This is a genomic window from Corynebacterium minutissimum, assembly GCF_000805675.1.
GTDB lineage: Bacteria > Actinomycetota > Actinomycetes > Mycobacteriales > Mycobacteriaceae > Corynebacterium > Corynebacterium minutissimum.
The window spans coordinates 79,992-101,745 of record NZ_JSEF01000016.1 but is presented as its reverse complement, the minus strand read 5'-3'; the positions used below and the strand labels follow the sequence as shown (position 1 = coordinate 101,745).

Sequence of the window (21,754 nt, the reverse complement as noted above, 5' to 3'; positions counted from 1 at the left end):
CCTAGCGTGGCCGCTTGGATACCTGGGCGAGGCGCTGGTAGAGCTCCTGCTTCGGGAGATCTTCTAGTAGAACCGGCTCACCGGCGGTATTGCACAGCGGGATGCACCAGTTGGGGTACTGGTCCTTCGTCGTGCCCGGCTGGTTTTGTGCGCGCACGTCACCGACCATGTCCACAACGTTGGTCACCGTAAGCGCCGACGGCGTGCCAGCCACATACTCGTGGAGGGCGACGAGGACGTCTTCTTCGTTCTCACGATTGTTCAGCATGCCGTAGGCCTGCAGGTTGTCCTTGACCTGGTCCTGCCACTCGCGGTCCTGCTCTTCTTCCTCCGCGACGGACGTGGTCAGCAGACCCAGTCGGGCGCGCAGAGCGATGTGGTCACCGCGCAGGAAGGCCAAGGTGGGCGGCAGATCGTGCGTTCCTACCGAGGACATCGCCATGCGGCGGTACTGGTCCTGCGGACGTGGGGTGGGGCCCTCTTCGGCATGTTCGAACCAGATGATCGTGGTGCCCAAGACACCCATGTCCCGCAGGGCGGTCTGAACCCACGGCTCCAAGGTGCCCAGGTCCTCGCCTACGAGGACGGCGCCGGCGCGCTCGGCCTCCAGCGCCAAGATGCCAAGCATGGCCTCCCAGTCATAGGTCACGTAGGTGCCGTGGAGCGGGGAGGAGTGGCGTGGAATCCAGTACAGGCGGAACAAGCCCAGAACGTGGTCGACGCGCAGGCCGCCAGCGTTGCCCAACATGGTGCGCAGCAAATCACGCCACGGCTGATAGCCCGATTCAGCAAGGCGTACTGGGTGCCACGGCGGCTGGGACCAGTCCTGGCCCTGCTGGTTGTAATCATCCGGTGGTGCGCCTACCGAGCACTGCGGGGCGAGGTATTCCGACAGGTTCACGGCATCGGCACCATTCGGGTGAATACCGACTGCCATATCGGTCACGAGTCCAATGGACATGCCAGCATCCAGTGCTCGGCGCTGGGCAGCATCCAGCTGCTCATCGCAGAGGAACTGCAGCCAAGAGTAGAACTCAGCCAAATCGGAGACATCGAGGTCCAGCGCATGGCGGCGACCACTATGGCGCTCCAGCTCGGTTTCTGCGCACCACAGGGCGAAGTTGCGCAGCCCCCGACCTTCGCGGCGCTGGTATTCGCTAAAGGCAGTGCGGCGCTCCGGGGCCATCTCGTGGTTGAAGAGCTCCTGCAGAACCTGCAGCTTGGCCTCAAAAATGGAATCGCGGTCAATCTCATCAGCGGAGCGGTTGCGCTCGCGGAACTCGGCAGCCAGCTCGGCCACATCTTCCTGCAGCTCCGGGCTCAGCAGCTTCAGCTCCGGGATATCCTCGATGCGGAGGTAAATCGGATTGATGAAGCGGCGGGTGGTGGGAAGATACGGTGAATCCTCCACCGGTGGGAGGGGCTCGCCTGCATGCAGCGGGTTGATAAGGAGGAAATCGTAGTCTTCCGCTAACGTCTCCGCGAGCTCGGCCAAGTCGCCGAAATCACCCATGCCCCAGGACTTCTCCGAGCGTACCGAGTACAGCTGCGCCATGGCACCCGCGGCTGGGCGCTCAAGATAACGATCGGCCGTGCTCAGGTGGTTCGGCACGACGATGAGTGGGCACTCATATTCGCCGATGCCCGGCGAGGAGAGCTGCAGAGTGTGGAAGCCTAGCGGCAGATCGCCGGGGACGTGGAAGCTGGCCTCGCCCCACATGGTCCCGGAGACGTCGGCAGCCGGGGCGTCGTTGGGATCCTGGTAGGTCGGGCGAGTCCCGCCATGCTCCAGCTCGATGGTGACCGTGACCGGATCGCCATCATGGACGTGAACGTCAAAGGACTTTTCTGCTCCTTCACGAGCCACCACGCACGGCGGCAGGGGACGAGAGGCGCGAGCCAGGTAATCCTCAAACAGGGCCTGGGTCAGCTCTTCGTCATCAGGCCGATCGGAGATGGAGACGCCGAGTGCGCGCAGCGTATAGGTAATCGTCTCTTCGCTGACGTAAACGGGCTGTCCGTTCTGGGCGGTGTACTCGCAGGCCACTCCGTGGCGCTGGGCGAGCTCTTGAAGCAGATCACGGGTAGTCACAGGTCTCAATTGTGCCACGCCCTCCGCGCGCATGCGATGAAACCGGTTGGTAGAGTGGGCTGGAATTACTTTTTGTGGGAAAGGACACACCTGTGACTTTAAATGAGGCACACGCCAAAGCTCAGTTCCAAATTGACGAAGGGGAGACCTGTCTTACGGCCATGATTGCCACGGCAAAGGCCCGCCCACACGGCGTTATGTTTACCCGCCCCGCGAACTACGAGTGGGTCAACGTCACCGCGAAAGAATTCGTTGAAGAGGTGTATGCGGTGGCCAAGGGCCTTATGGCCCTCGGCGTCGAGCAGGGCGACCGCGTTGCGCTCATTTCGACGACGCGCTACGAGTGGTCGCTGTTGGATTACGCCATTTGGGCGGCCGGCGCCATTTCGGTGCCGGTGTACCCGTCCTCCTCGCTGTCACAGGTGCAGTGGATCATCGAGGATTCCGGCGCGATCCTCGCCATTACAGAAACGCGAGAGCATTCGGAGCTGGTCAAGCACCTGAAGCTGCAGGACGACGGCACGCCGCAGCTGCACGGCTCGCCCTCCCAGCTGCGCCGCATCCTGGAGATTAACTCTTCTGCTATCGATACGTTGAAGTTTGAGGGCCGCGAGATTTCCGACGCCGCCGTGAACGAACGCATCGAAGCCACCAACACCGACGACGTCGCCTCGCTGGTCTACACCTCTGGTACCACCGGCCGCCCGAAGGGCTGCATGCTGACGCACCGCAACTGGCTGGCCGAAGCCCGCGGCCTGCTCACCAACCCGATTGGTGCCATTGCCGTTCCCGGCGCTCACGTGCTGACCTTCCTGCCGCTGGCGCATGTCTTTAGCCGCGCGGTGTCCCTCGCAGTCACCATCGGTGGTGCCTCCCAGAACCACTGGTCGGACTTTGGCACCATCACTATTGAGTTCGCGCGTTCGCGCCCTAACCTGATTCTCGGCGTGCCCCGCGTGTTTGAGAAGGTGCGCAATGGTGCATCGGCCAAGGCACACGGCTCGTCCGCCTTGAAAGGCGCCATCTTTGACCGTGCGGAGAAGATCGCCATCGAATACTCCAAAGCACTGGATACTCCGGAGGGTCCCAACCGTGTGCTCAAGGCCAAGCACAAGGCCTTTGACAAGCTGGTCTACGCGGCCATCCGCGAGGCCATGGGTGGCGAGGTGAAGTACTGCATCTCTGGCGGCTCGGCCATTTCCCAGGAGCTGCTGCACTGGTACCGCGGTATCGGCGTGACCATCTACGAGGGCTACGGTCTGACCGAAACCGCGGCTGCGGCCGCCGTGGACTTTGTGGACCAGTCCATCGGCACCGTCGGCCCGCCGCTGGGAGGAACCACGCTGCGTATTAATGAGGATGGCGAAATTCTCATCAAGGGCGACATCGTCTTTAAGGGCTATTGGCAGAACCCGGAGGCTACCGAAGGCGCGCTGAACGACGGCTGGTATAACACCGGTGACCTCGGCGAGATTGATGAAGACGGCAAGCTCGTCATCACCGGACGCAAGAAGGACCTCATCGTGACTGCCGGCGGCAAGAATGTGTCGCCCGGCCCGATGGAAGACATCCTGCGCTCCCACCCGCTCATCTCTCAGGCCATGGTGGTGGGCGACGGCAAGCCTTTCGTTGGCGTGCTGCTTACCTTGGATGAGGATGCTCTCAAGCGCTGGAAGGCTGAGCACAACATTTCCGCAGCCAAGGGCATCCGCGAGGTCTCAGCAGATCCGGGCCTACGCGCCGATATTCAGGACGCCATCAACCAGGTCAACGCCACGGTGTCTCATGCAGAGGGCATTAAGAAGTTCGTCATCCTGGACCAGGACCTTACCGAGGAAAGCAACGAGCTCACCCCGACCATGAAGGTCAAGCGCTACGTCGTGGCGCAGCGCTACGCCGCCGACATCGAGCGCCTCTACGCCGGCAAGAAGTAGCGCCGTCGGGGTGGTATCGTCCAGCGACTCAATGTCGCTGGGCGGAGTCTGTGAATTCCTTCGGAGTGTCGCGCTGCCCGACGTGAGGATCTCTAATAGAGTCAGCGGGGTCAGAAAAACTCTAAACCTCAACTAGAGGTTCTCGCGGAAAGGGCAGCCTATGCACAAGATCGCAGCCGAGCTGCGCCACCGTGAGCTGACCCAGGAAATCTACAACATCGGCGATGAAGTCGTCGATTATATCGAGCACCTCATCGAGGCCATCGAGGATTGGGATGATGAACTTTCCCTCGACTGTTTGGCCGAACTAGGGGACATCGTTGAAGACGCCCGTGTCGATTCCGGGCGCTGCGTTGGCGAGCTCATTGGCCTGCGCCACGCGCTCGTGTCTGGTCTGAAGTCCGGCACCATTTCGGCTGCCTCCTCCGGCGACTATGACGTCGAGGAGCCGAAGCAGCTAACCGCCCGCGCGCTCGCCGAAGGCCTACCGATTTCGGGCCCGCCCGTCGTGGTCTCGGAGCTGGCAGAAACCTTGCGCGGCCGCACTGCAGCGGTCGCTGCCTACCTGCGCGAGCTGGTCGAGTACGTGCTGGCGCAAACCGACGCCGTGGCCCGCAACCTCGACGTGGTCTCCCTGCCCAACCTCTACAAACGCGCAGGCGAATCCTCCCTTATTGCCGTGCAGGCTTGGCGCCATACCGTCGTCGAGGCGCACCCGGCTTTTGTGCGCACCATGCGCGGCCATAACCCGCCGCCCTTCCTGGAGGAGCGCGCGCGTATCGACGCCGTCGTAGCCCGCGTTCGCGCCAAGCGCCAGAAGCAGGCCGCTACGACCGCATAGTCGTCGCATCACAGACTTCCTTGTTGCCAACACACAAGGACAAAAGGAAAGCGCCGCCGAGATTCCCTCTCTCGGCGGCGCTCTTCGTCGCCTTGTGTGCCGCGCTTAGCTTCGTGTGCCACGCTTAGCGCGTACGCGCTAAGCGCCCGGGTTCTTCGATGCCGGCGCAGCTTGATCCAGCTGCTCCGTAATCTGTGGCCACAGCTGGCCCATGATGTCATCCCAGGTGAGGATCCACACGGTCTTGTCCTTGGTGGGCTTGCCCACGACGACAAGCTGCTCGTTGCGGGCACGCATCTGGTCCAGGGTCTTTTGCACGGTGGAGGAGGAACCCACCGCCAGCGCGGGGCGGGAGAAGTCCAGCACGGGGGTCTCTGGATCCGCGAGCAAGGTGTCGCGCACGTGGACGATGCGCGGGATGCGCGAGGCACGCGGGTAGACCAGCACGCGCATGATGGACTTGCGCACTACGAGGTCATGGAGCTCGGCCACGGTGGCATCCGCGGACAACGGCAAGATTTCCGAGCCGTGCTCGCGGGCCAACTGGGCCGCGGTGGCGGCTTCCAGCTCGATGACGCCGGTGATTTGGTTGGCGGAGTCGTCGTCAAGCGTGCCCGCCAAGCGCGAGTGCTCCACCAGGTGGCGCAGGGTTTCTGCGTCGTAGCCGGCTGCACCGGCGCGGTCCACCGGTTCTTCACCAGTCATGCGGACCAGCTTGTTGGCCATCTTGTTGATCCAGAGCAGCAGCGGACGGAAGAGCCAAATGAAGCCGCGGGCAGGGACCGCGATGAGCTGTAGGGCCGTCTCCGGGTGGGCGATGGCCCAGGACTTTGGCGCCATCTCACCGATGACCAAGTGCAGGAAGGTCACGATGAACAGCGCAAGGAGGAAGGAGACGACGTCCGCAACGCCCAGCGGCAGGCCGAGAGCCTCCAGTGGGGTCATCAGGAGGTGATGGACCCAGGGCTTGGTCACCGCACCCAGGACGAAGGTTGCGGCGGTAATGCCCAGCTGGGCGCCGGCCAACATGATGGTCAGCTCGTTGAGCGAGCGCAGACCCGCGCGCGAGGCTGCCGAGGACTCCGCGGTTTCCTCCAATCGGTTGCGGCGAGCGCCCATGAGGGAGAACTCGATGACCACGAAGAACGCGGAAGCAGCGATGATGAGCAGGGTGACGATGAGGTTAAACCACCAGGTATCAGTCATTAGTCATCTTCTCCTTCCGGAAATTCCTCGACCAGCTCGAGCGCCAGGACGGAGGGCACGTGGCGGTCGATTTCCTCGACGCGCACGTTGAGCGTGCGGGTCGGAGCCTCGTCGCCGTCGACCCAGTCTTCAGGCTCAGCCTCCAGCTCGATGGAGAGTTCTTCGCCTTCTTCCGGCAGCATGCCGGAATGCGCGATGAGCAGACCCGCGACGGTTTCGAAATCGCCCTCGGGCAGGTCGTGGCCGATGGCGCGCTCGACTTCGTCGATAGGCGTATCACCGTCGACGATCCAGTGCGTCTCGTCCTGCTCGGTGATTTCTTCGGTCTCTTCGAGGTCGTGCTCGTCGGTGACATCGCCAAGAATTTCCTCGGCTAGGTCCTCCATAGTCACGATGCCCACGAAGCCGCCGTATTCGTCGATGACGCAGGCGAGTTTCTCGTCGGCGTCGCGAAGCTCTGTGACGACGTCGGGAAGCGGCATGAGCTCCGGCACCACCACGGGTTCCTTCATGATTTCTCGAGCCGGGGTGGCCGGAGGCAGCTCAGTGCCCAGCACATCGTAGAGGTGCACCACACCGATGGGATTGTGCTCATCATCGATGATGGGGTAGCGCGTGTGGTTCTCCGACATCATCTCGCGGACCTCACCGATGGTGGTGTCCGGTTCAATGACATCCACGCGCGAGCGCGGAATCATGGCGTGCCCGACGTCATGCTCGGGAAAGTCGAGGAGGCGGTCGAGGACCAGGTAGGTGTCCTCATCCAAGTCACCCGCCTCGTGGGAAGCATCCACGATGGACTCCAAGTCATCGGTCGTGGCGGAAGAATCGACGTCCTCCACCGGCTCGATGCCAAAGACCTTGAGCAGCGCGTTGGAGGAGTACTCGAAGAAGTGGACCAGCCAGCCGAAGATCCGCAGGTACCACATGGTGGAAGCGGACAGCCACAGTGCTGACTTCATGGGGGCGGCGATGGTGTAGTTCTTGGGGAAGAGCTCGGCGAAGAGCATCGTGAGAACCGTCGACACCGCCAGCGCGGTGACCGTACCCACGGCGACGGACACGCCGACCGGCACGCCCACGCCGCCGAGCAGCTGGCCCAGGCCTTCGCCCACGAGGGGCTCGGCCACATAACCAATGAGCAGGCCCGTAATCGTGATGCCCAGCTGTGCGCCGGAGAGCATGAAGGAGGTCTTCTGCGTAATTTTGAGTGCGCGCTCAGCCGATTTATCCCCGGTTGCAGCGCGCTGGCGCAGCTGCGTGCGGTCCACCGACATGAAGGCGAATTCCTGCGCCACGAAGTACGCGTTGGCCACGATAATGAGAGCGATGACGGCGAAACCCGCCACAATCATCAAGATGGCAGATAACACGGCTTACCCCACCGCCTTGGGTTGGCAGCGGGGACATCGACTCGGAGGTTCCACGAAAAGGGGGCCTTTCTTCAAATATCGGGGAATCAAATCTGCACTATAGACTACCGCTTCAACGGTTCAGTCGGTTATTTTGTTCCCCATGGATCCCTTTGGTCTTTACATTCACGTGCCCTTTTGTGCCTCGCGCTGTGGCTACTGCGACTTCAACACCTATACCCCGGGTGAGCTGGGAGGGGATCTGACCAGTGATTATCTCGCAGCTTTAGAGAAAGAGCTGGAGATGGCGGCGGCTCAGGTGGGCCGCGAAGCGGAGACCGTTTTTATTGGTGGCGGCACGCCGAGCCTGCTGGGCGCCGAGGGCCTGGGCCGAGTGTTGAATCGGGTGCGCGATACCTTTGGCCTTGCCCCGGGTGCGGAGGTCACCACGGAATCCAACCCGGAGTCCACGTCGCCGGAGTATTTCGCCGGGCTTCTCGACGCCGGCTTTACCCGCCTCTCGCTCGGCATGCAGTCCGCTTCGCCGGGCGTGCTTGCGGTACTGGAGCGGGCCCACACTCCGGGTCGTGCCTTCGATGCCGCGCGCGAAGCAATCGCTGCAGGCTTTGAGCACGTCAACCTGGACATGATTTATGGCACGCCGACAGAAGAGGACGCCGATGTTGCCTTGACTCTCGAGCGCGCTCTCGACACCGGGGTGGACCACATCAGTGCGTATTCGCTCATCGTGGAAGACGGCACGCGCATGGCCCGCAAGGTGTCCAAGGGACTGCTGCCCGCACCGGATGAGGATGTGCTGGCTCGGCGCTACGAGATGATTTCTTCCGCCCTTGAAGCCGAGGGGTTCGAGTGGTACGAGGTCTCCAACTGGGCCAAGCCGGGCGGAGAGTGCCAGCACAACCGCATCTACTGGGTCGACGGCAATTGGTGGGGCGCGGGTCCGGGCGCGCATTCGCACTTAGGCGACGAGCGCTTTTTCAACGTGAAGAATCCGCGGACCTACATCAAGGCGGTTGAAGCGGGGCAGTTACCCGTCAAGGAGCGCGAGCAGCTCACGGAGGCTGACCGCCACACCGAGCGCATCATGCTGGGGCTGCGCTTGCGTGAGGGCATCCCGGCCGCCTGGCTTGCGCCGGCGGCAGAGCCCGTCGCCGCGCGGTTTATTGACCGTGGCCTGCTCGAGCGCGCTGGCGACCACCTCCGCGTGACCAAGGCGGGCCGCCTTCTCGCAGATGGCATCATCACCGACCTCCTTGTCGCTGAAGACACCGCCCGCCAGAACGGATAGCCTTAAAGACATGTCTAGCTCCACCGATGCCCGCCGCCAAGAGGTCCTGCGCGCCATCGTCGCGGACTATATCGCCTCGCAATCGCCCGTCGGCTCCAAGGCCCTGCTCGAGCGCTACCAGCTGGGCGTGTCCTCGGCGACGATTCGCAATGACATGGCCGTGCTCGAGGCCGAGGGGCTCATCGCCCAGGAACACGCCAGCTCCGGGCGCGTGCCCACGCAGAAGGGCTACCGCCAGTTCGTCGATACGCTCCACGACGTCAAACCGCTCTCCAAGGCCGAGCGACGCGCCATGCTCACCTTCCTCGAAGGCGGAGTGGATTTGGAGGACGTGCTGCGCCGCTCGGTCCAGCTGTTGGCGCAGGTCACCAAACAGGCAGCCGTCGTGCAAATGCCGAACCTCAAGGTCTCCCGCGTCAAACACTGCGAGGTTGTCGCGCTGTCACCGGTGCGCCTGCTGTTGGTGCTCATTACGGATAATGGGCGCGTCGATCAGCGCAATGTGGAGCTCGATGACGTGATCGACCCCGAGCAGACCCACCGCCTGCGCGACATGCTCAACACCACCCTGGAGGGAAAGACTCTCACGGAAGCCTCGGTGGAGCTCGCCGCGCTTGTCGACGAATCCCCGGCCGACATCCGCCCCCACGTCCTCAAAGCCGCCACGACGCTCATTGAGACCCTCGTCGAGCAACCCTCTGACCGCCTCATTTTGGCCGGCACGTCGAACCTCACGCGCGTCGTGCTCCCGGACGGCTTGCCCTCCATCATCGAGGCCCTCGAGGAGCAGGTCGTCGTGCTGAAATTGCTGGCGCGTGTGCCAGACCTAGGTGATGTCTCGGTGTCGATCGGTGAGGAAAACGAAGCTGATGAGCTGCGCCAAACCTCAGTGGTGGCCACGCGTTATGGCTTCGGCACTGGCTCGGAGGCTGCAGCACTTGGCGGGCTCGGCGTGGTGGGGCCGACGTATATGGATTATTCGGGAACAATCTCCAAGGTCTCTGCCGTTGCACGCTATGTGAGTGAAATTTTGGCGGGCGAGTAAGCTGGCCCGTCGGATTAGATTTAGCATCAACGAGATATAGAAGGATGACAGTACGTGGCTCGTGACTACTACGGCATTCTTGGTGTAGAAAAGTCGGCGTCCGACGCCGAGATTAAGAAGGCCTACCGCAAGCTGGCGCGCAAGTACCACCCAGACGTGAACCCGGGTGATGACGAGGCCGCGGAGAAGTTCCGCGAGGCCTCCCTTGCCCAAGAGGTTCTTCTGGATCCGCAGAAGCGCCAGGTAGTCGACATGGGCGGAGACCCCATGGAGGACCGTGCCGCACAGGGCGGCGGTGGATTCGGCGGCTTTGGTGGAGGCGGTTTGGGCGACCTCTTTGCCGAGTTCTTCGGCGGCGGGGCGGCCTCCCGCGGTCCGCGTTCCCGCGTCCAGCCGGGCGATGACGCCCTGCTGCGCACCACGATTACCCTCGAAGAGGCCTACAGCGGCGTCAAGCAGCAGGTTAAGGTTGATACCGCCGTGCTCTGTGACCGTTGTGAGGGAACCGGTTCCGAGTCCAAGGCGAAGCCGGTCACCTGTGACCACTGTGGCGGCATGGGCCAGGTCCAGGAGGTCCAGCGCAGCATGCTGGGCAATATGATGACTACCCGCGATTGTCCGAAGTGCTACGGCTTTGGTGAGGTCGTCACCGATCCCTGCGGCCACTGTGGCGGCGATGGCCGCGTGCGCAAGCGCCGCGATATCACCGTGACTATCCCGGCGGGTATCGGCGATGGCATGCGGATCCGCATGGCGTCCCAGGGCGAGGTCGGCCATGGCGGCGGCCCCGCCGGCGACCTCTACGTCGAGGTCCACACCGAACCGCACCCGGTCTTCGAGCGCAATGCCGATGACCTGCACCTGACCGTTCGTGTTCCCATGGTGGATGCAGCCCTCGGTGCATCCTGCACCGTCGAGCAACTCGACGGCGAAGAGCTCACCCTCGACATCGCGCCGGGTACCCAGCCGGGCGAATCCATCACCCTTCAAGGCAAGGGCATGCCGCGCCTGCGTACGGATGGTTTCGGCAACCTTCACGCCCACGTGGACGTCGTTATCCCGACCGACCTGGACAAGAAGACCCGCGAGGCCCTCGAGAAGGTCCGCGCCGCTGGCCACAGCGGCACCGAGGTCCACCACGCCGGGGACAATCAGGGCGAGTCCCTCTTTAGCCGCTTCCGCGATAAGTTCCGTCGCTAATGTCTTTGCCTGTCTTCCTGCATCCGGACCTCTCCCTCGCGGAGGTCGGCCAGCCCGTGGGCCTCGATGGCGCGGAAGGCCGCCATGCGGTCACCGTCAAGCGCATGGGACCAGGGGAGAGCCTCGTGCTTATCGACGGCTCCGGGCTCCGCATCACCGCCACCATCACCGACGTGCAGGGCAAGGACACCCTCGCCGCGCTTGTCGACGACATCACGACCTCCCCCGAACCTTCCCTACGCGTCATCGTGGTTCAGGCCATCCCCAAGTCGGAGCGCGCCGAACTCGCCGTTGACCTGGCTACGCAGGCCGGCGCGGATGAGATCATCGCGTGGCAGGCCGATCGCTGCGTGTCCAAGTGGGATGCGAAGAAGGCACCGAAGGCTCTGAGCAAGTGGGAATCGGCGGCCGTGGCGGCGGCGAAGCAATCGCGCCGTACCCGAATCCCGGCCGTGCGCGGCCCGCTTACTACCCGCCAGCTGTGCCAGGAGATTTCCGGTGCACGCGCCTTGGTCCTCCACGAGGACGCCACGCTACGCCTCAAAGACCTGGATGACCTTGACACCACCGACACGATCTACCTGCTCGTGGGTCCCGAGGGAGGAATCGGCGAGGAGGAACTCGCCCAGCTCACCGCAGCCGGTGCGACGGCGATCAAACTGGGGCCGGAGGTGTTGAGAACGGCGTCGGCAAGCATGGTGGCGCTGGCTAGCATCGGCACGCTGACCTCGCGCTGGTAGCCTTTTGGGCGTGCCTATTATCACCACCAAGTTTGATCTCGATTCCGCCTACCTGGCCACCGTGCTGGGCCCGGCGGACGATAATCTGCGCGTTCTGGGCAACCTCGTTGGCGTGGACCTTTTTGCCCGCGGCACCACTGTGACTGCCGCCGGTCCCGACTATGACGTGGCCCGCGCGCGCAAGGTTTTGGAAGAGCTCGAGGCCATCGCGCGCCGCGGCCACCCAATCAGCACGGACACGGTCAAGCACACACTCGACCTCGTCGCAGTCGATGCCCCCGAATCCGTCTCGGAAGCCCTCGCAGCGGACATTGTCTCCCGCCGCGGCAAGTCGGTGCGGCCAAAGACGTTGGGACAATCGCGCTACGTGCAGGCCATTGATGAGAACACCATCGTCTTCGGCATCGGACCCGCCGGTACCGGTAAGACCTACTTGGCCGTGGCTAAGGCGGTGCAGGCCCTGCGTACCAAGCAGGTCAGCCGCATTATCCTGACCCGTCCCGCGGTGGAGGCAGGGGAGAAGCTGGGCTTTTTGCCCGGCACCCTCAACGACAAGATTGACCCCTATCTGCGCCCGCTCTACGACGCCCTACGGGACATGATTGACCCGGAGATGATTCCGAAGCTCATGGAGGCCGGCATCATCGAGGTCGCTCCCTTGGCTTATATGCGTGGCCGCACGCTGAATGACGCTTTCGTCATCCTCGACGAGGCCCAGAACACCACGCCAGCGCAGATGAAGATGTTCTTGACCCGTCTGGGCTTTGGTTCCACCATCGTGGTGACCGGCGATATCTCCCAGGTGGACCTGCCTGGCGGCCAGGTCTCCGGCCTGCGTCTGGTGCGTCGCATCTTGAGGGGCGTTCCGGATATTCACTTTGCGGAGCTGGGCTCTGCCGATGTGGTGCGCCATCAGCTGGTGGGCCGTATCGTGGACGCTTACGATAACTTTGCTGAGCAGGAGGAGAAGAAATGAGCATTGAATTCATCAATGAGTCCGGCTTTGACGGTGTCAACGAGGAGATGCTCATCGACGTCTGCTCCTATGCCCTCGGCCGTCTTGACGTGAACCCGGATGCTGAGTGCACCATTACGGCCGTGGACCTGCAGACCATTGCGGACCTGCACGTGCGCTGGATGGACCTGGAAGGCCCGACCGACGTGATGAGCTTCCCCATGGACGAGCTCACCCCGGGCGCAACCGGCGGGCGGCCTGACGCGCCTGAGGCTGGCCCCGCCATGTTGGGCGATATCGTGCTCTGCCCCGAGTTCGCCCAACGTCAGGCCAACGCCGCCGGCCATTCCCTGGGCCACGAATTGGCTCTGCTCACCGTCCACGGCTGCCTGCACCTGCTGGGCTATGACCACACCACCGCAGCGGAGGAAAAGGAAATGTTCGGCCTGCAGAACGAGCTGCTGGCTGACTGGTACGAGGACCTCGACTCCCGTGGTGTTTCTTACCAGCCCAAGCCTTCTGGCCCCAAGGCCTTCCCGGATGCTGCTGAGCGCGCCGAGCTGGACAAGGAAGTTCCCGGCGGCGGAATCTAAACCCGGCCCAACGTTGAGGTGCTTTCAGGGGCGTAGCACAATGGAGGGTTATGAACATCCTCTCCATCCAGTCCCATGTTGCCTACGGTCACGTTGGCAACTCCGCTGCCGTCTTCCCGCTTCAGCGTGCTGGCCACGAAGTGTGGCCTATTCACACGGTGAACTTCTCCAACCACACCGGCTACGGCGATTGGGGCGGGCCGATGATTCCGGCCAGTGATGTCACCGCCATCGTGGACGGTATTGAAAAGCGCGGTGCCTTCCCACACATCGACGCAATCCTCTCTGGCTACCAGGGCGGACCGGACATCGCCGGTGCCATCGTGGAGACCGTCAATCGCATCAAGGCTGTGAACCCGAAGGCCCTCTACGCCTGCGACCCAGTCATGGGTAATGCCAAATCCGGCTGCTTCGTCTCTGATGACATCCCGCCGCTGCTGCGCGACAAGGTAGTACCGGTCGCCGATATCATCACCCCGAACCAGTTTGAGCTGGGCTACCTTACTGACTCTTCCGTCAACACCCTCGAGGAAACCCTCGGCGCGGTGAAGAAGGCCCAGGACATCGGTCCGAAGACCGTGCTGGTCACCTCGGTGCAGCGCCCTGAAACCGACGAGGACGAGATTGAGATGCTCGCCGTGGATGGCGAGCGCGCTTACCTCGTGGCCACTCCGAAGCTGCCGTTCAAGCGCAATGGCTCGGGCGATGTCACCGCGGCGCTGTTTACTGGCCACTACGTGGAAACCCACGACGCGAAGGAAGCGCTGAAGCGCACCGCCTCCTCGGTCTACGATTTGCTGCACACCACCTACGAGGCCGACGCCCGTGAGCTACAGCTCATTGAGTCCCAGGACGTCTTTGCTAACCCGCGCCTGCAGTTCCACGTCGAGGAGCTCTAGCCTCCAATCCGCAACCGCCGACCGCGCGCCTTCGCGGTCTCGCGTATTTGCCTTGGCCTTGACTTGTACCTCATTTTGAGCCTTGGGCCCTGCCAAAGGTGTCCCGCAAACGGCATTTCGCAGAAGGCATCAGTCAAAAGGCGTTTTCACTCCTGAAAACGCCTTTTGCTGCGCTTAGATGGCGTTTTCACTACCAGAAATGCCTTTTGACCGACGCCTTGTGGAAGATGCCTTTCACCGGATGCCTTCTAGCGGAGGTCTTGTGGTAGGCGCCATCCGGCTGATCCCTTCTTGCAGTCAACTCCCGCCCTACCCGGACGTGGCTTTCTCGCCTCAAGACTGCGACATTGCTTCCAGCCACATGGTTCTACTCAGATGGTTCAGGTCAGAGGGTTTCTTTGGGGGCAAACAAACCTTTTGTGGGCGGCTGGATGGTTCGTTTGGGGGCAAACAAACCATATGACTAATGCCCTCTGACTAGAACCAAGTGCAGGCACACCCGCCAGCCCCCAGCCACACGCCCGCCAGCCCTGTCCATGGGCAGGTTCGGCCGGCATTCGCCGCCCATTAGCAGGTGGTCCCTTTGTACAGAGGAGGGACCAGAGTAGGAGGACCAAACGAAAAGGACCTTCTGTCTTGCACGCAGCGGGAGCGGGAATTCAGAAATCGTGAGCTATGATGAAAAACAATATGAGCACCGATTTCGACGCCGCCTTCGCGGACCTGCCTGAAGAAGGCGAGGCCACCGCCGCGGACTATTCGCAGTACACCAACACGCCAGAGGGCTTCCGCTCTGGCTTTGTGTCCTTCGTGGGCCGCCCCAACACCGGCAAGTCCACGCTCACCAACGCGCTGGTGGGCGAGAAGATCGCTATTACCGCCGACCAGCCCGAAACCACCCGCCACCCCATCCGCGGACTCGTGCACCGCGAAGATGCGCAGATTGTTGTCGTCGATACGCCTGGTCTGCACCGCCCGCGCACCTTGCTGGGTGAGCGCCTCAACGAAGTGGTCAAAGACACCTACGCGGACGTCGACGTCATCGGCTTGACCATTCCCGCGGATGAAAAGATTGGCCCCGGTGACCGCTGGATTCTAGAGAACGTGCGCAAGGTCGCGCCGAAGACCCCCATCATCGGCATTGTGACCAAGCTGGACAAAGCCTCCAAAGACCAAGTCGGCGCGCAGCTGCTTGCACTACATGCACTGCTCAGCGAGGACAACCCTGACGCCGTCGTCATCCCCGTCTCCGCTACCGAGCGCGTCCAGCTGGAGGAATTGACACAGGTTATCGTCGACCACCTGCCGGAAGGCCCGAAGTTTTACCCGGATGACCACGTCACCGACGAGGACCAGGCCGAGCGCATCGCTGAGCTCATCCGCGAGGCCGCCCTGGCTGGCCTGAAGCACGAGCTCCCGCATTCCGTGGCCGTGGAAGTCGATGAGATGCTGCCTGACCAGGAGCGCCCCGACGTCCTCAACGTCCACGCCGTGCTCTACCTCGAGCGCCCCGGCCAAAAGCGCATCATCGAAGGCAAAGACGGCCGCCGCTTCCGCCGCATCGTTGGCACTGCCCGCAAGGAAATCATCCAGCTCCTCGGCCAGAACGTCTACCTTGACCTGCGCATTAAAGTGCTGAAGAACTGGCAGTCGGACCCGAAGGCGCTGGGCCGCCTGGGCTTCTAGATGCGCGAGAATTTCCGCGACCGCGCCCTCGTCATCCGCACCTATGATTTCGGGGAAGCGGACCGCATCATCGTGCTGCTGACACGCAATCACGGCCTCGTGCGCGGCGTGGCCAAAGGTGTGCGCCGCGCGAAGTCTCGCTTCGGCTCGCGCCTGCAGCTCTTCGTCAACCTCGACGTGCAGCTTTACCCAGGTCGCAACCTTCACACCATCGCGCAGGCAGACACGGTGGACTATTTCGGAGCGCGCATCATCGAGGACTACGACCGCTACACCGCCGCCTGCGCCGCCCTCGAATCCGCCGAGCGCCTCGCGGCCGCCGACGCCCCCGGGGACCCCTACCTCTACGAGGCATGCGTCGACGTCCTCAACCAACTCCAGCATGGCGATCCGCTCGTGCTTCTCGACGCCTTCCTCCTCAAAGCCATGTCCCACGCCGGCTGGGCGCCCAGCTTGTTCGATTGCGCGCAGTGCCAAAGGCCAGGCCCCCACCACGCCTTCCACCCAGCCGTAGGCGGGGCTGCCTGCCACCAATGCCGCCCGCCGGGAGCCGCCGAGGTGGACCCGGAAACCCTGCACCACATGTGGCTCATCGCCCACGGCCACCCCAGCCAGCCCACCCACGCCCAGGCGCAGGAAGCCCACCGCCTGACCCGCGCCCACCTGCAATGGCACCTTGAACGAAGCGTTGGCGCGTTGGGAATCATGGAACAGTAGACTGTAATGCGTGATTACGCCTGACCCGAACCGAGTCCTCCACCCGCCCGCTATCCCGCAGGAGTTCCTGCCGCGCCACATCGCGCTGGTCATGGACGGAAATGGCCGCTGGGCAGAGGAGCGCGGCATGAAGCGCACCGAGGGCCACCGTAGGGGAGAAGCAGTGCTTCTCGACGTCGTCGATGCCTGCCTCGCCCTCGGCATTCCCTACCTCTCGGCCTATGCCTTCTCCACGGAGAACTGGCGCCGCAGTGCCGAAGAGGTGCGCTTCCTCATGGGCTTTAACCGCGACGTGCTGCGCCGCCAGCGCCACTGGCTCAACGAGAGGGGAGTGCGCGTGGTGTGGGCAGGCCGCCGCCCGCGTCTGTGGCGCTCAGTTATTAAGGAGCTCGAGGCCGCCGAGGAGCTCACCAAGGACAACACCAAGATGACCCTGGTGATGTGCGTGAATTACGGAGGGCGCGCCGAGCTTGTCGACGGCATCCGTACCCTCGCCGAGCAGGTCTCCCGCGGAGAGCTCGACCCACGCTCCATCAACGAGAAGACGGTGAGTTCGGTGATGTATGACCCCGATATGCCGGACGTGGACTTGTTCCTGCGCCCTTCCGGCGAAAAGCGCACCTCCAATTTCCTGCTGTGGCAGTCGGCCTATGCGGAGATGATTTATCAAGACAAGCTCTTCCCAGACTTCACTCCGCAAGACCTGTTCGCTGCGGTGGAAGAGTACGCGCGGCGTGACCGCCGCTTCGGCGGCGTCAAGTAGTCCGCGGGTTCTTAGGGCACCTAGGCGTCTGGGATAAAGATGTCCTCGATTCGGCAGGAAAAGTGGCGCGCAATCTGAAAGGCGAGGGGAAGCGATGGATCGTAGCGCCCCTTTTCAATGCTGATGATGGTTTGGCGTGAGACTCCCAATTCGGTGGCGAGGCCTTGTTGTGAGAGCCCGCGTTGTTCGCGTATCTCTTTGAGGCGGTTATCCACGGCTTAGCTCGCCGCCTGCTTGTGGGCGAGATAGCTAATACCAAAGGTGCCAGTAACGAAGGCACCCAGAATGATGGTGAGCAGAGTGCCCGAGACGCTGAAGTCCCAGATAGATGAGATGATGCCCAGGCCACCAATGGCAAAGAGCATGGCATGCAGAGTGTTTTCGGAAGCCTGCGCATACCAGTGAGACTCGATGGAATTCTCCGGGTCTGGGGTAGCACCCCGAATGGTGGAACGATCCACCATGAAAGCCCAGCTAGCTACAGAGGCAACGGGCAGGAGACACAAGGTGTATACCGCAATGGCGAGCAACGGCGCTTCGCGGTGCACGAAGGTGCCAAAGGCAGCGCCGGCGGCCGCGGCGATGAGAAGCCCCACGGCTAGGGATAGGACGATGAGTGTGGTTTGGGTACCGCCAAACTTGGGACGGCCAAAGCGAGTGGTGGTGGGCATGATGATCCTCCTGTCAGCGATGAATGTGAAGCGTGCTTTACGGACACTATATGTCAAGCGACCTTTACTGTAAAGGGTGCTTTACTTCATGCGCCGGAGGACGTGGCGTTGCTGCAGGTAAAGGGCAAAGAAAAACCTCAGCCGGCGCCACGATGTTAGGGCGTAGGCTGAGGTGAAAAGGTCTCTGTGTGGAGTGGGTGCGCTTAGGAAGCTTTGGAGCAGTCGGAGCAGGTGCCGAACACTTCGGCATCGTGCCCGGTGAGCTCAAAGCCGTGTTCCTTGGCTACCGAGGAGGCCCACTGCTCGATGGGGCCACCGTCGATTTCTTCGGTGCGGCCACACTTGGTACACACCAAATGGTGGTGATGGGCATCGGTGTCGCAATGTCGGTACAGCGTCTCGCCGGAAGGCATATGGAGCGCATCGACCGCATCGATCTCAGAGAGTGATTGCAGCGTGCGGTAGACGGTGGTGAGGCCGACCTTCTGGTGGTCGTCGATAAGCGCCTGGTGAATGTCCTTGGCGGACGCGAACTTGTCGAGCTTCCGAAGGACCTCGACCACGGCGGTGCGCTGACGAGTGTTGCGCGCGCCGAGCTTCGGGATGCTGTCGTGGATGGCCATGGTGCTCAGCTTATCAATACACTTTCAGTAAGGGTACTAGGTGGTGGCCAGGGCAGCGTCGGCAAGCAGCGGCAAGACCTTGGGAGCGGCCAACGAGTAGCGCACCTCGCGCCCCGAGCGCTCGCTATCCACAATGTTCGCGCGCTTGAGAACGCGCAGGTGCTGGCTAATAAGCGGCTGCGACTTGCCCGTTGCGGCAACGAGCTCGTGCACATAGTGATCGCGCTCAGCTAGGCGCTGAATGATATCGATACGCAAAGGTGAATCTAAAGCACTGATGACCGTCGTGGCGGCATCGATATCAAAGGAGAGAGGGGCTTCAGGAGTGGTATTCACGCCGTTCACTTTCAATCGTTTCTATAGAGGTAGAGATATACATACTATAACCGAAGAATGCGAAAATGTGTATAAAATACACCACACTTGTGGGGTGACGGCGCGGAGCGCGAAGGTGCACGCTAGACTAGTTCGCATTGTAAAAGACTGTCCCCTACCAGAGGAGTCCCACTAACCATGGCATCCGTCATTGATACTGTTGTCAGCCTGTGTAAGCGCCGCGGCTTGGTCTACCAGGCAGGTGAAATTTATGGCGGTTCCCGCTCTGCGTGGGACTACGGCCCGCTGGGTGTCGAGCTGAAAGAAAATATCAAGCGTCAGTGGTGGCGCCACATGGTGCAGTCCCGTGATGACGTCGTCGGTGTGGACACCTCGGTCATCCAGCCGCGCCAGGTCTGGGTGTCCTCCGGCCACGTCGAGGTCTTCACCGACCCGCTGGTGGAGTCCAAGCACACCGGTAAGCGCTACCGCGCTGACCACCTTATTGAGGCTTACGAGGAAAAGCACGGTCACGAGCCGGCAAACGGCTTGGCAGACATTAATGACCCGGAGACCGGCCAGCCGGGTGACTGGACTGAGCCGAAGGCCTTCTCAGGCTTGCTCAAGACCTTCCTGGGCCCAGTCGACGATGAGCAGGGCCTGCACTACCTGCGCCCGGAGACTGCGCAGGGCATCTTCGTCAACTTCAAGAACGTGATGACTTCGGCGCGTGTGAAGCCGCCGTTTGGCATCGCGAACATTGGTAAGTCCTTCCGCAACGAGATCACCCCGGGTAACTTCATCTTCCGCACCCGCGAGTTCGAGCAGATGGAGATGGAGTTCTTCGTCAAGCCGGGCGAGGACGAAGAGTGGCACCAGTACTGGATCGATGACCGCTTCAACTGGTACATCGACCTCGGTATCAAGGAAGAGAACCTGCGCCTCTATGAGCACCCGCAGGAGAAGCTCTCGCACTACTCCAAGCGCACCGTCGACGTCGAGTACGCCTACAACTTCAAGGGCACTAAGTGGGGCGAGCTGGAAGGCCTGGCCAACCGTACGGACTACGACCTGTCCGTGCATGCGAAGGGCTCCGGTGAGGACCTGTCCTACTTTGACCAGGAGGCCGGCGAGCGCTGGACCCCGTACGTCATTGAGCCGGCTGCCGGCTTGGGCCGTGCCATGATGGCCTTCCTCATCGATGCCTACGACGAAGAGGAAGCCCCGAACGCTAAGGGCGGCACCGATAAGCGCGTGGTCCTGCGCCTGGACCGCCGCCTGGCTCCGGTCAAGGTGGCCGTGCTGCCGCTGTCGAAGAAGGAAGAGCTGTCCACCCCGGCTCGCGAGCTGGCCAACAAGCTGCGCGCGAACTGGAACGTTGAGTTCGATGTTTCTGGTGCTATTGGCCGCCGCTACCGCCGCCAGGACGAAATCGGTACGCCGTTCTGCGTGACCTACGATTTCGACACCCTCGAGGACAACGCGGTCACCGTGCGTGAGCGTGACTCCATGGAGCAGGAGCGCGTCAAGCTCGATGAGCTTGAGGCTTACTTGGCTGCCCGCCTGGTTGGTTGCTAATGCACTACACCAGCTGGGACCGCAGCGATAGCAAGAACCCTGTCCTCTTGGTAGAGGAGGGGCCAGCATCGCTGGGTGTATTCCAGGAACGCTCGGCTGACGTGGAAGGCGATCACTGGCGCTTGGCCCTCGATGATTTGGGTGCTTCTATCACCTTGGAGGACGGCCGCGTCTACCGCCTCGCCGGCAACGTAAAGCGTGACAAGCGCCTAGAGGCTTCGCTCGATGGGCGTACCTTCGCCTTCATCAACGAGGCCGGCGGCGACTGGATTGTCGAGGACAGCTCAGGAGTCAAGGTAGCCCAGTTCTCCTCCAAGAACTCCGGCGTGCGCAAGGCCATCCTCGAATTCGAGGGTGAGAACAGCTCCGACTCCGGCGACCTCGATGACGGGGAAGTCGCGGGCCTGAGCTGGTTTACGCGCATCATCTTGGAAGCGCGCACGCAGCGCACCGCGATTCCCATCATCGCAACGCTGGTGCTGTTGTCCATCGTCGCCATCATTACGGTGCTGATCTAATGCAGCGCTGGGTGTGGCGCGATGAGGCGCTGGTGAATGAGGAAGGCGAGTCCCTTGCCCGCGTGACGCCGACGGGCCTGCTCATGCCGGGCCAGCCCGCTATCACCTTTGAGCACACCCCGGGCGCGCGCCGCTTTAACGTGCGCGGTCCCTCCTTCTCAGCCGAGCAAGCGGGTTTTACCGTGAGCACACTGCGCGCAGTCTGTGAGGGCCGCGAGTACACTCTCGAGCGCACCAACCCTTTCCGCCGCGAGCGCCGCATCCGCGATGCCTCCGGCAACGACGTTGCCCGCACTACCCCGCGCGGCCGCGACCTCGAAGTCGCCGTGGGCGACCTGCCCGCCTCCGACGCCGCCTTCACCAGCTACTGCTGCCTGCTTCTCGACGGCTCCACCCGCCCCCTCCGCACCTAAATCCCCACTCGCAGCTTCGCTTTCGCATGGAACTGGTCGTTTGGTCCCTCTACTCGGGTCCCTTATTAGTGCACAGGGACCATGTGCTGGCTGATTTCGCGCGATAGGTGGCCCCTTTACGGTGCCAAGGGACCAAACTAAGGGGACCAACCTGAAGGGACCTTCCGCAGTCCACCCCCGCATCGGTAGGGGGTTGCCACCCCGAATCGGTAGGGGGGTGCGGATTTCCTGGGCGGTTGTCGTACACAGAGGGTTCGAGTCAGAAGGCATTAGTCATAAGGTTTCTTTGCCCCCAAACAAACCA

General features: G+C 62.4%; 22 protein-coding genes. 15 read left to right on the top strand and 7 right to left on the bottom strand.

All coding sequences use genetic code 11. The annotated features are described in order from the left end of the window. Position 1: 1 nt before the first annotated feature. Entirely contained in the window at positions 2-2,125 is a 2,124-nt protein-coding gene (gene malQ, locus NX84_RS10215) for a 4-alpha-glucanotransferase (RefSeq protein WP_231913783.1), read from the bottom strand. Positions 2,126-2,184: 59 nt separating this feature from the next. Here malQ and NX84_RS10210 point away from each other — a divergent pair, with 59 nt between their 5' ends. Both NX84_RS10210 and NX84_RS10205 read left to right on the top strand, forming a co-directional pair. Next, entirely contained in the window at positions 2,185-4,026 is a 1,842-nt protein-coding gene (locus tag NX84_RS10210; protein ID WP_039676358.1) for an AMP-dependent synthetase/ligase, read from the top strand. Positions 4,027-4,186: 160 nt separating this feature from the next. Continuing rightward, the gene (locus NX84_RS10205; protein WP_039676357.1) at positions 4,187-4,867 is read left to right on the top strand and encodes a hypothetical protein; all 681 of its coding nucleotides are present in this window, start codon (positions 4,187-4,189) and stop codon (positions 4,865-4,867) included. 138 nt (positions 4,868-5,005) lie between these two features. Here NX84_RS10205 and NX84_RS10200 read toward each other — a convergent pair whose 3' ends face one another. Both NX84_RS10200 and NX84_RS10195 read right to left on the bottom strand, forming a co-directional pair. Next, positions 5,006-6,073 carry a CNNM domain-containing protein gene (locus NX84_RS10200; protein ID WP_039676356.1) on the bottom strand — a complete coding sequence of 356 codons (1,068 nt, stop codon included), beginning with the start codon at positions 6,071-6,073 and terminating at the stop codon, positions 5,006-5,008. Beyond that, the gene (locus NX84_RS10195) at positions 6,073-7,446 is read right to left on the bottom strand and encodes a hemolysin family protein (protein WP_039676355.1); all 1,374 of its coding nucleotides are present in this window, start codon (positions 7,444-7,446) and stop codon (positions 6,073-6,075) included. The genes NX84_RS10200 and NX84_RS10195 overlap by 1 nt, the downstream gene beginning before the upstream one ends. Before the next feature lie 142 nt (positions 7,447-7,588). Here NX84_RS10195 and hemW point away from each other — a divergent pair, with 142 nt between their 5' ends. From hemW to NX84_RS10145, 10 genes are all read left to right on the top strand, one after another. Beyond that, positions 7,589-8,734 carry a radical SAM family heme chaperone HemW gene (gene hemW / locus NX84_RS10190; protein WP_039676354.1) on the top strand — a complete coding sequence of 382 codons (1,146 nt, stop codon included), beginning with the start codon at positions 7,589-7,591 and terminating at the stop codon, positions 8,732-8,734. Positions 8,735-8,744: 10 nt separating this feature from the next. Continuing rightward, complete coding sequence (gene hrcA, locus NX84_RS10185) at positions 8,745-9,779, top strand: heat-inducible transcriptional repressor HrcA (protein WP_039676353.1); 1,035 nt, start codon at positions 8,745-8,747, stop codon at positions 9,777-9,779. 54 nt (positions 9,780-9,833) lie between these two features. Next, complete coding sequence (gene dnaJ / locus NX84_RS10180) at positions 9,834-10,979, top strand: molecular chaperone DnaJ (RefSeq protein WP_039676352.1); 1,146 nt, start codon at positions 9,834-9,836, stop codon at positions 10,977-10,979. Continuing rightward, entirely contained in the window at positions 10,979-11,719 is a 741-nt protein-coding gene (locus tag NX84_RS10175) for a 16S rRNA (uracil(1498)-N(3))-methyltransferase (RefSeq protein ID WP_039676351.1), read from the top strand. The genes dnaJ and NX84_RS10175 overlap by 1 nt, the downstream gene beginning before the upstream one ends. Positions 11,720-11,729: 10 nt before the next feature. Then, positions 11,730-12,695, top strand: coding sequence for a PhoH family protein (locus NX84_RS10170; RefSeq protein ID WP_039676350.1), 966 nt, complete (start codon positions 11,730-11,732; stop codon positions 12,693-12,695). Continuing rightward, on the top strand, positions 12,692-13,267 hold the full coding sequence (gene ybeY, locus NX84_RS10165; RefSeq protein WP_039676349.1) for an rRNA maturation RNase YbeY: 576 nt from the start codon (positions 12,692-12,694) through the stop codon (positions 13,265-13,267). Before NX84_RS10170 ends, ybeY begins: the two co-directional genes overlap by 4 nt. 50 nt (positions 13,268-13,317) lie before the next feature. Beyond that, positions 13,318-14,166 carry a pyridoxal kinase PdxY gene (gene pdxY, locus NX84_RS10160; RefSeq protein ID WP_039676348.1) on the top strand — a complete coding sequence of 283 codons (849 nt, stop codon included), beginning with the start codon at positions 13,318-13,320 and terminating at the stop codon, positions 14,164-14,166. 690 nt (positions 14,167-14,856) lie between these two features. Next, positions 14,857-15,852, top strand: a complete 996-nt coding sequence (gene era / locus NX84_RS10155) for a GTPase Era (protein ID WP_370552151.1) — start codon at positions 14,857-14,859, stop codon at positions 15,850-15,852. Further along, on the top strand, positions 15,853-16,569 hold the full coding sequence (gene recO / locus NX84_RS10150; protein WP_039676347.1) for a DNA repair protein RecO: 717 nt from the start codon (positions 15,853-15,855) through the stop codon (positions 16,567-16,569). Positions 16,570-16,579: 10 nt separating this feature from the next. Beyond that, positions 16,580-17,332: an isoprenyl transferase gene (locus tag NX84_RS10145; RefSeq protein WP_052319757.1), complete on the top strand. Its 753-nt coding sequence runs from the start codon at positions 16,580-16,582 to the stop codon at positions 17,330-17,332. A gap of 20 nt (positions 17,333-17,352) precedes the next feature. Here NX84_RS10145 and NX84_RS10140 read toward each other — a convergent pair whose 3' ends face one another. The 4 genes from NX84_RS10140 to NX84_RS10125 form a co-directional block, all read right to left on the bottom strand. Continuing rightward, positions 17,353-17,547, bottom strand: a complete 195-nt coding sequence (locus NX84_RS10140; RefSeq protein ID WP_039676346.1) for a helix-turn-helix transcriptional regulator — start codon at positions 17,545-17,547, stop codon at positions 17,353-17,355. 3 nt (positions 17,548-17,550) lie between these two features. Further along, entirely contained in the window at positions 17,551-18,003 is a 453-nt protein-coding gene (locus tag NX84_RS10135) for a hypothetical protein (protein WP_052319756.1), read from the bottom strand. 203 nt (positions 18,004-18,206) lie between these two features. Then, positions 18,207-18,626 carry a Fur family transcriptional regulator gene (locus NX84_RS10130; protein WP_039676345.1) on the bottom strand — a complete coding sequence of 140 codons (420 nt, stop codon included), beginning with the start codon at positions 18,624-18,626 and terminating at the stop codon, positions 18,207-18,209. A 36-nt stretch (positions 18,627-18,662) separates the two neighbouring features. After that, positions 18,663-18,962 carry an ArsR/SmtB family transcription factor gene (locus NX84_RS10125; protein ID WP_039676462.1) on the bottom strand — a complete coding sequence of 100 codons (300 nt, stop codon included), beginning with the start codon at positions 18,960-18,962 and terminating at the stop codon, positions 18,663-18,665. Between the two features lie 177 nt (positions 18,963-19,139). On the opposite strand from NX84_RS10125, the gene NX84_RS10120 reads away from it, so the two are divergent. From NX84_RS10120 to NX84_RS10110, 3 genes are read left to right on the top strand one after another with little or no spacing between them, the layout of a single operon-like run. After that, positions 19,140-20,519, top strand: a complete 1,380-nt coding sequence (locus tag NX84_RS10120) for a glycine--tRNA ligase (protein ID WP_039676344.1) — start codon at positions 19,140-19,142, stop codon at positions 20,517-20,519. Then, complete coding sequence (locus tag NX84_RS10115) at positions 20,519-21,037, top strand: hypothetical protein (RefSeq protein WP_039676343.1); 519 nt, start codon at positions 20,519-20,521, stop codon at positions 21,035-21,037. The genes NX84_RS10120 and NX84_RS10115 overlap by 1 nt, the downstream gene beginning before the upstream one ends. Next, positions 21,037-21,450: a hypothetical protein gene (locus NX84_RS10110; RefSeq protein WP_039676342.1), complete on the top strand. Its 414-nt coding sequence runs from the start codon at positions 21,037-21,039 to the stop codon at positions 21,448-21,450. Before NX84_RS10115 ends, NX84_RS10110 begins: the two co-directional genes overlap by 1 nt. Positions 21,451-21,754: the final 304 nt, after the last annotated feature.

Bases quoted from the DNA above. Each gene is read 5' to 3' on its own strand.
- malQ (WP_231913783.1), bottom strand. From the start codon at position 2,125: ATGCGCGCGGAGGGCGTGGCACAATTGAGACCTGTGACTACCCGTGAT.
- NX84_RS10205 (WP_039676357.1), top strand. From the start codon at position 4,187: ATGCACAAGATCGCAGCCGAGCTGCGCCACCGTGAGCTGACCCAGGAA.
- NX84_RS10200 (WP_039676356.1), bottom strand. From the start codon at position 6,073: ATGACTGATACCTGGTGGTTTAACCTCATCGTCACCCTGCTCATCATC.
- hemW (WP_039676354.1), top strand. From the start codon at position 7,589: ATGGATCCCTTTGGTCTTTACATTCACGTGCCCTTTTGTGCCTCGCGC.
- hrcA (WP_039676353.1), top strand. From the start codon at position 8,745: ATGTCTAGCTCCACCGATGCCCGCCGCCAAGAGGTCCTGCGCGCCATC.
- NX84_RS10175 (WP_039676351.1), top strand. From the start codon at position 10,979: ATGTCTTTGCCTGTCTTCCTGCATCCGGACCTCTCCCTCGCGGAGGTC.
- ybeY (WP_039676349.1), top strand. From the start codon at position 12,692: ATGAGCATTGAATTCATCAATGAGTCCGGCTTTGACGGTGTCAACGAG.
- pdxY (WP_039676348.1), top strand. From the start codon at position 13,318: ATGAACATCCTCTCCATCCAGTCCCATGTTGCCTACGGTCACGTTGGC.
- era (WP_370552151.1), top strand. From the start codon at position 14,857: ATGAGCACCGATTTCGACGCCGCCTTCGCGGACCTGCCTGAAGAAGGC.
- recO (WP_039676347.1), top strand. From the start codon at position 15,853: ATGCGCGAGAATTTCCGCGACCGCGCCCTCGTCATCCGCACCTATGAT.
- NX84_RS10135 (WP_052319756.1), bottom strand. From the start codon at position 18,003: ATGCCCACCACCACTCGCTTTGGCCGTCCCAAGTTTGGCGGTACCCAA.
- NX84_RS10130 (WP_039676345.1), bottom strand. From the start codon at position 18,626: ATGGCCATCCACGACAGCATCCCGAAGCTCGGCGCGCGCAACACTCGT.
- NX84_RS10120 (WP_039676344.1), top strand. From the start codon at position 19,140: ATGGCATCCGTCATTGATACTGTTGTCAGCCTGTGTAAGCGCCGCGGC.
- NX84_RS10115 (WP_039676343.1), top strand. From the start codon at position 20,519: ATGCACTACACCAGCTGGGACCGCAGCGATAGCAAGAACCCTGTCCTC.
- NX84_RS10110 (WP_039676342.1), top strand. From the start codon at position 21,037: ATGCAGCGCTGGGTGTGGCGCGATGAGGCGCTGGTGAATGAGGAAGGC.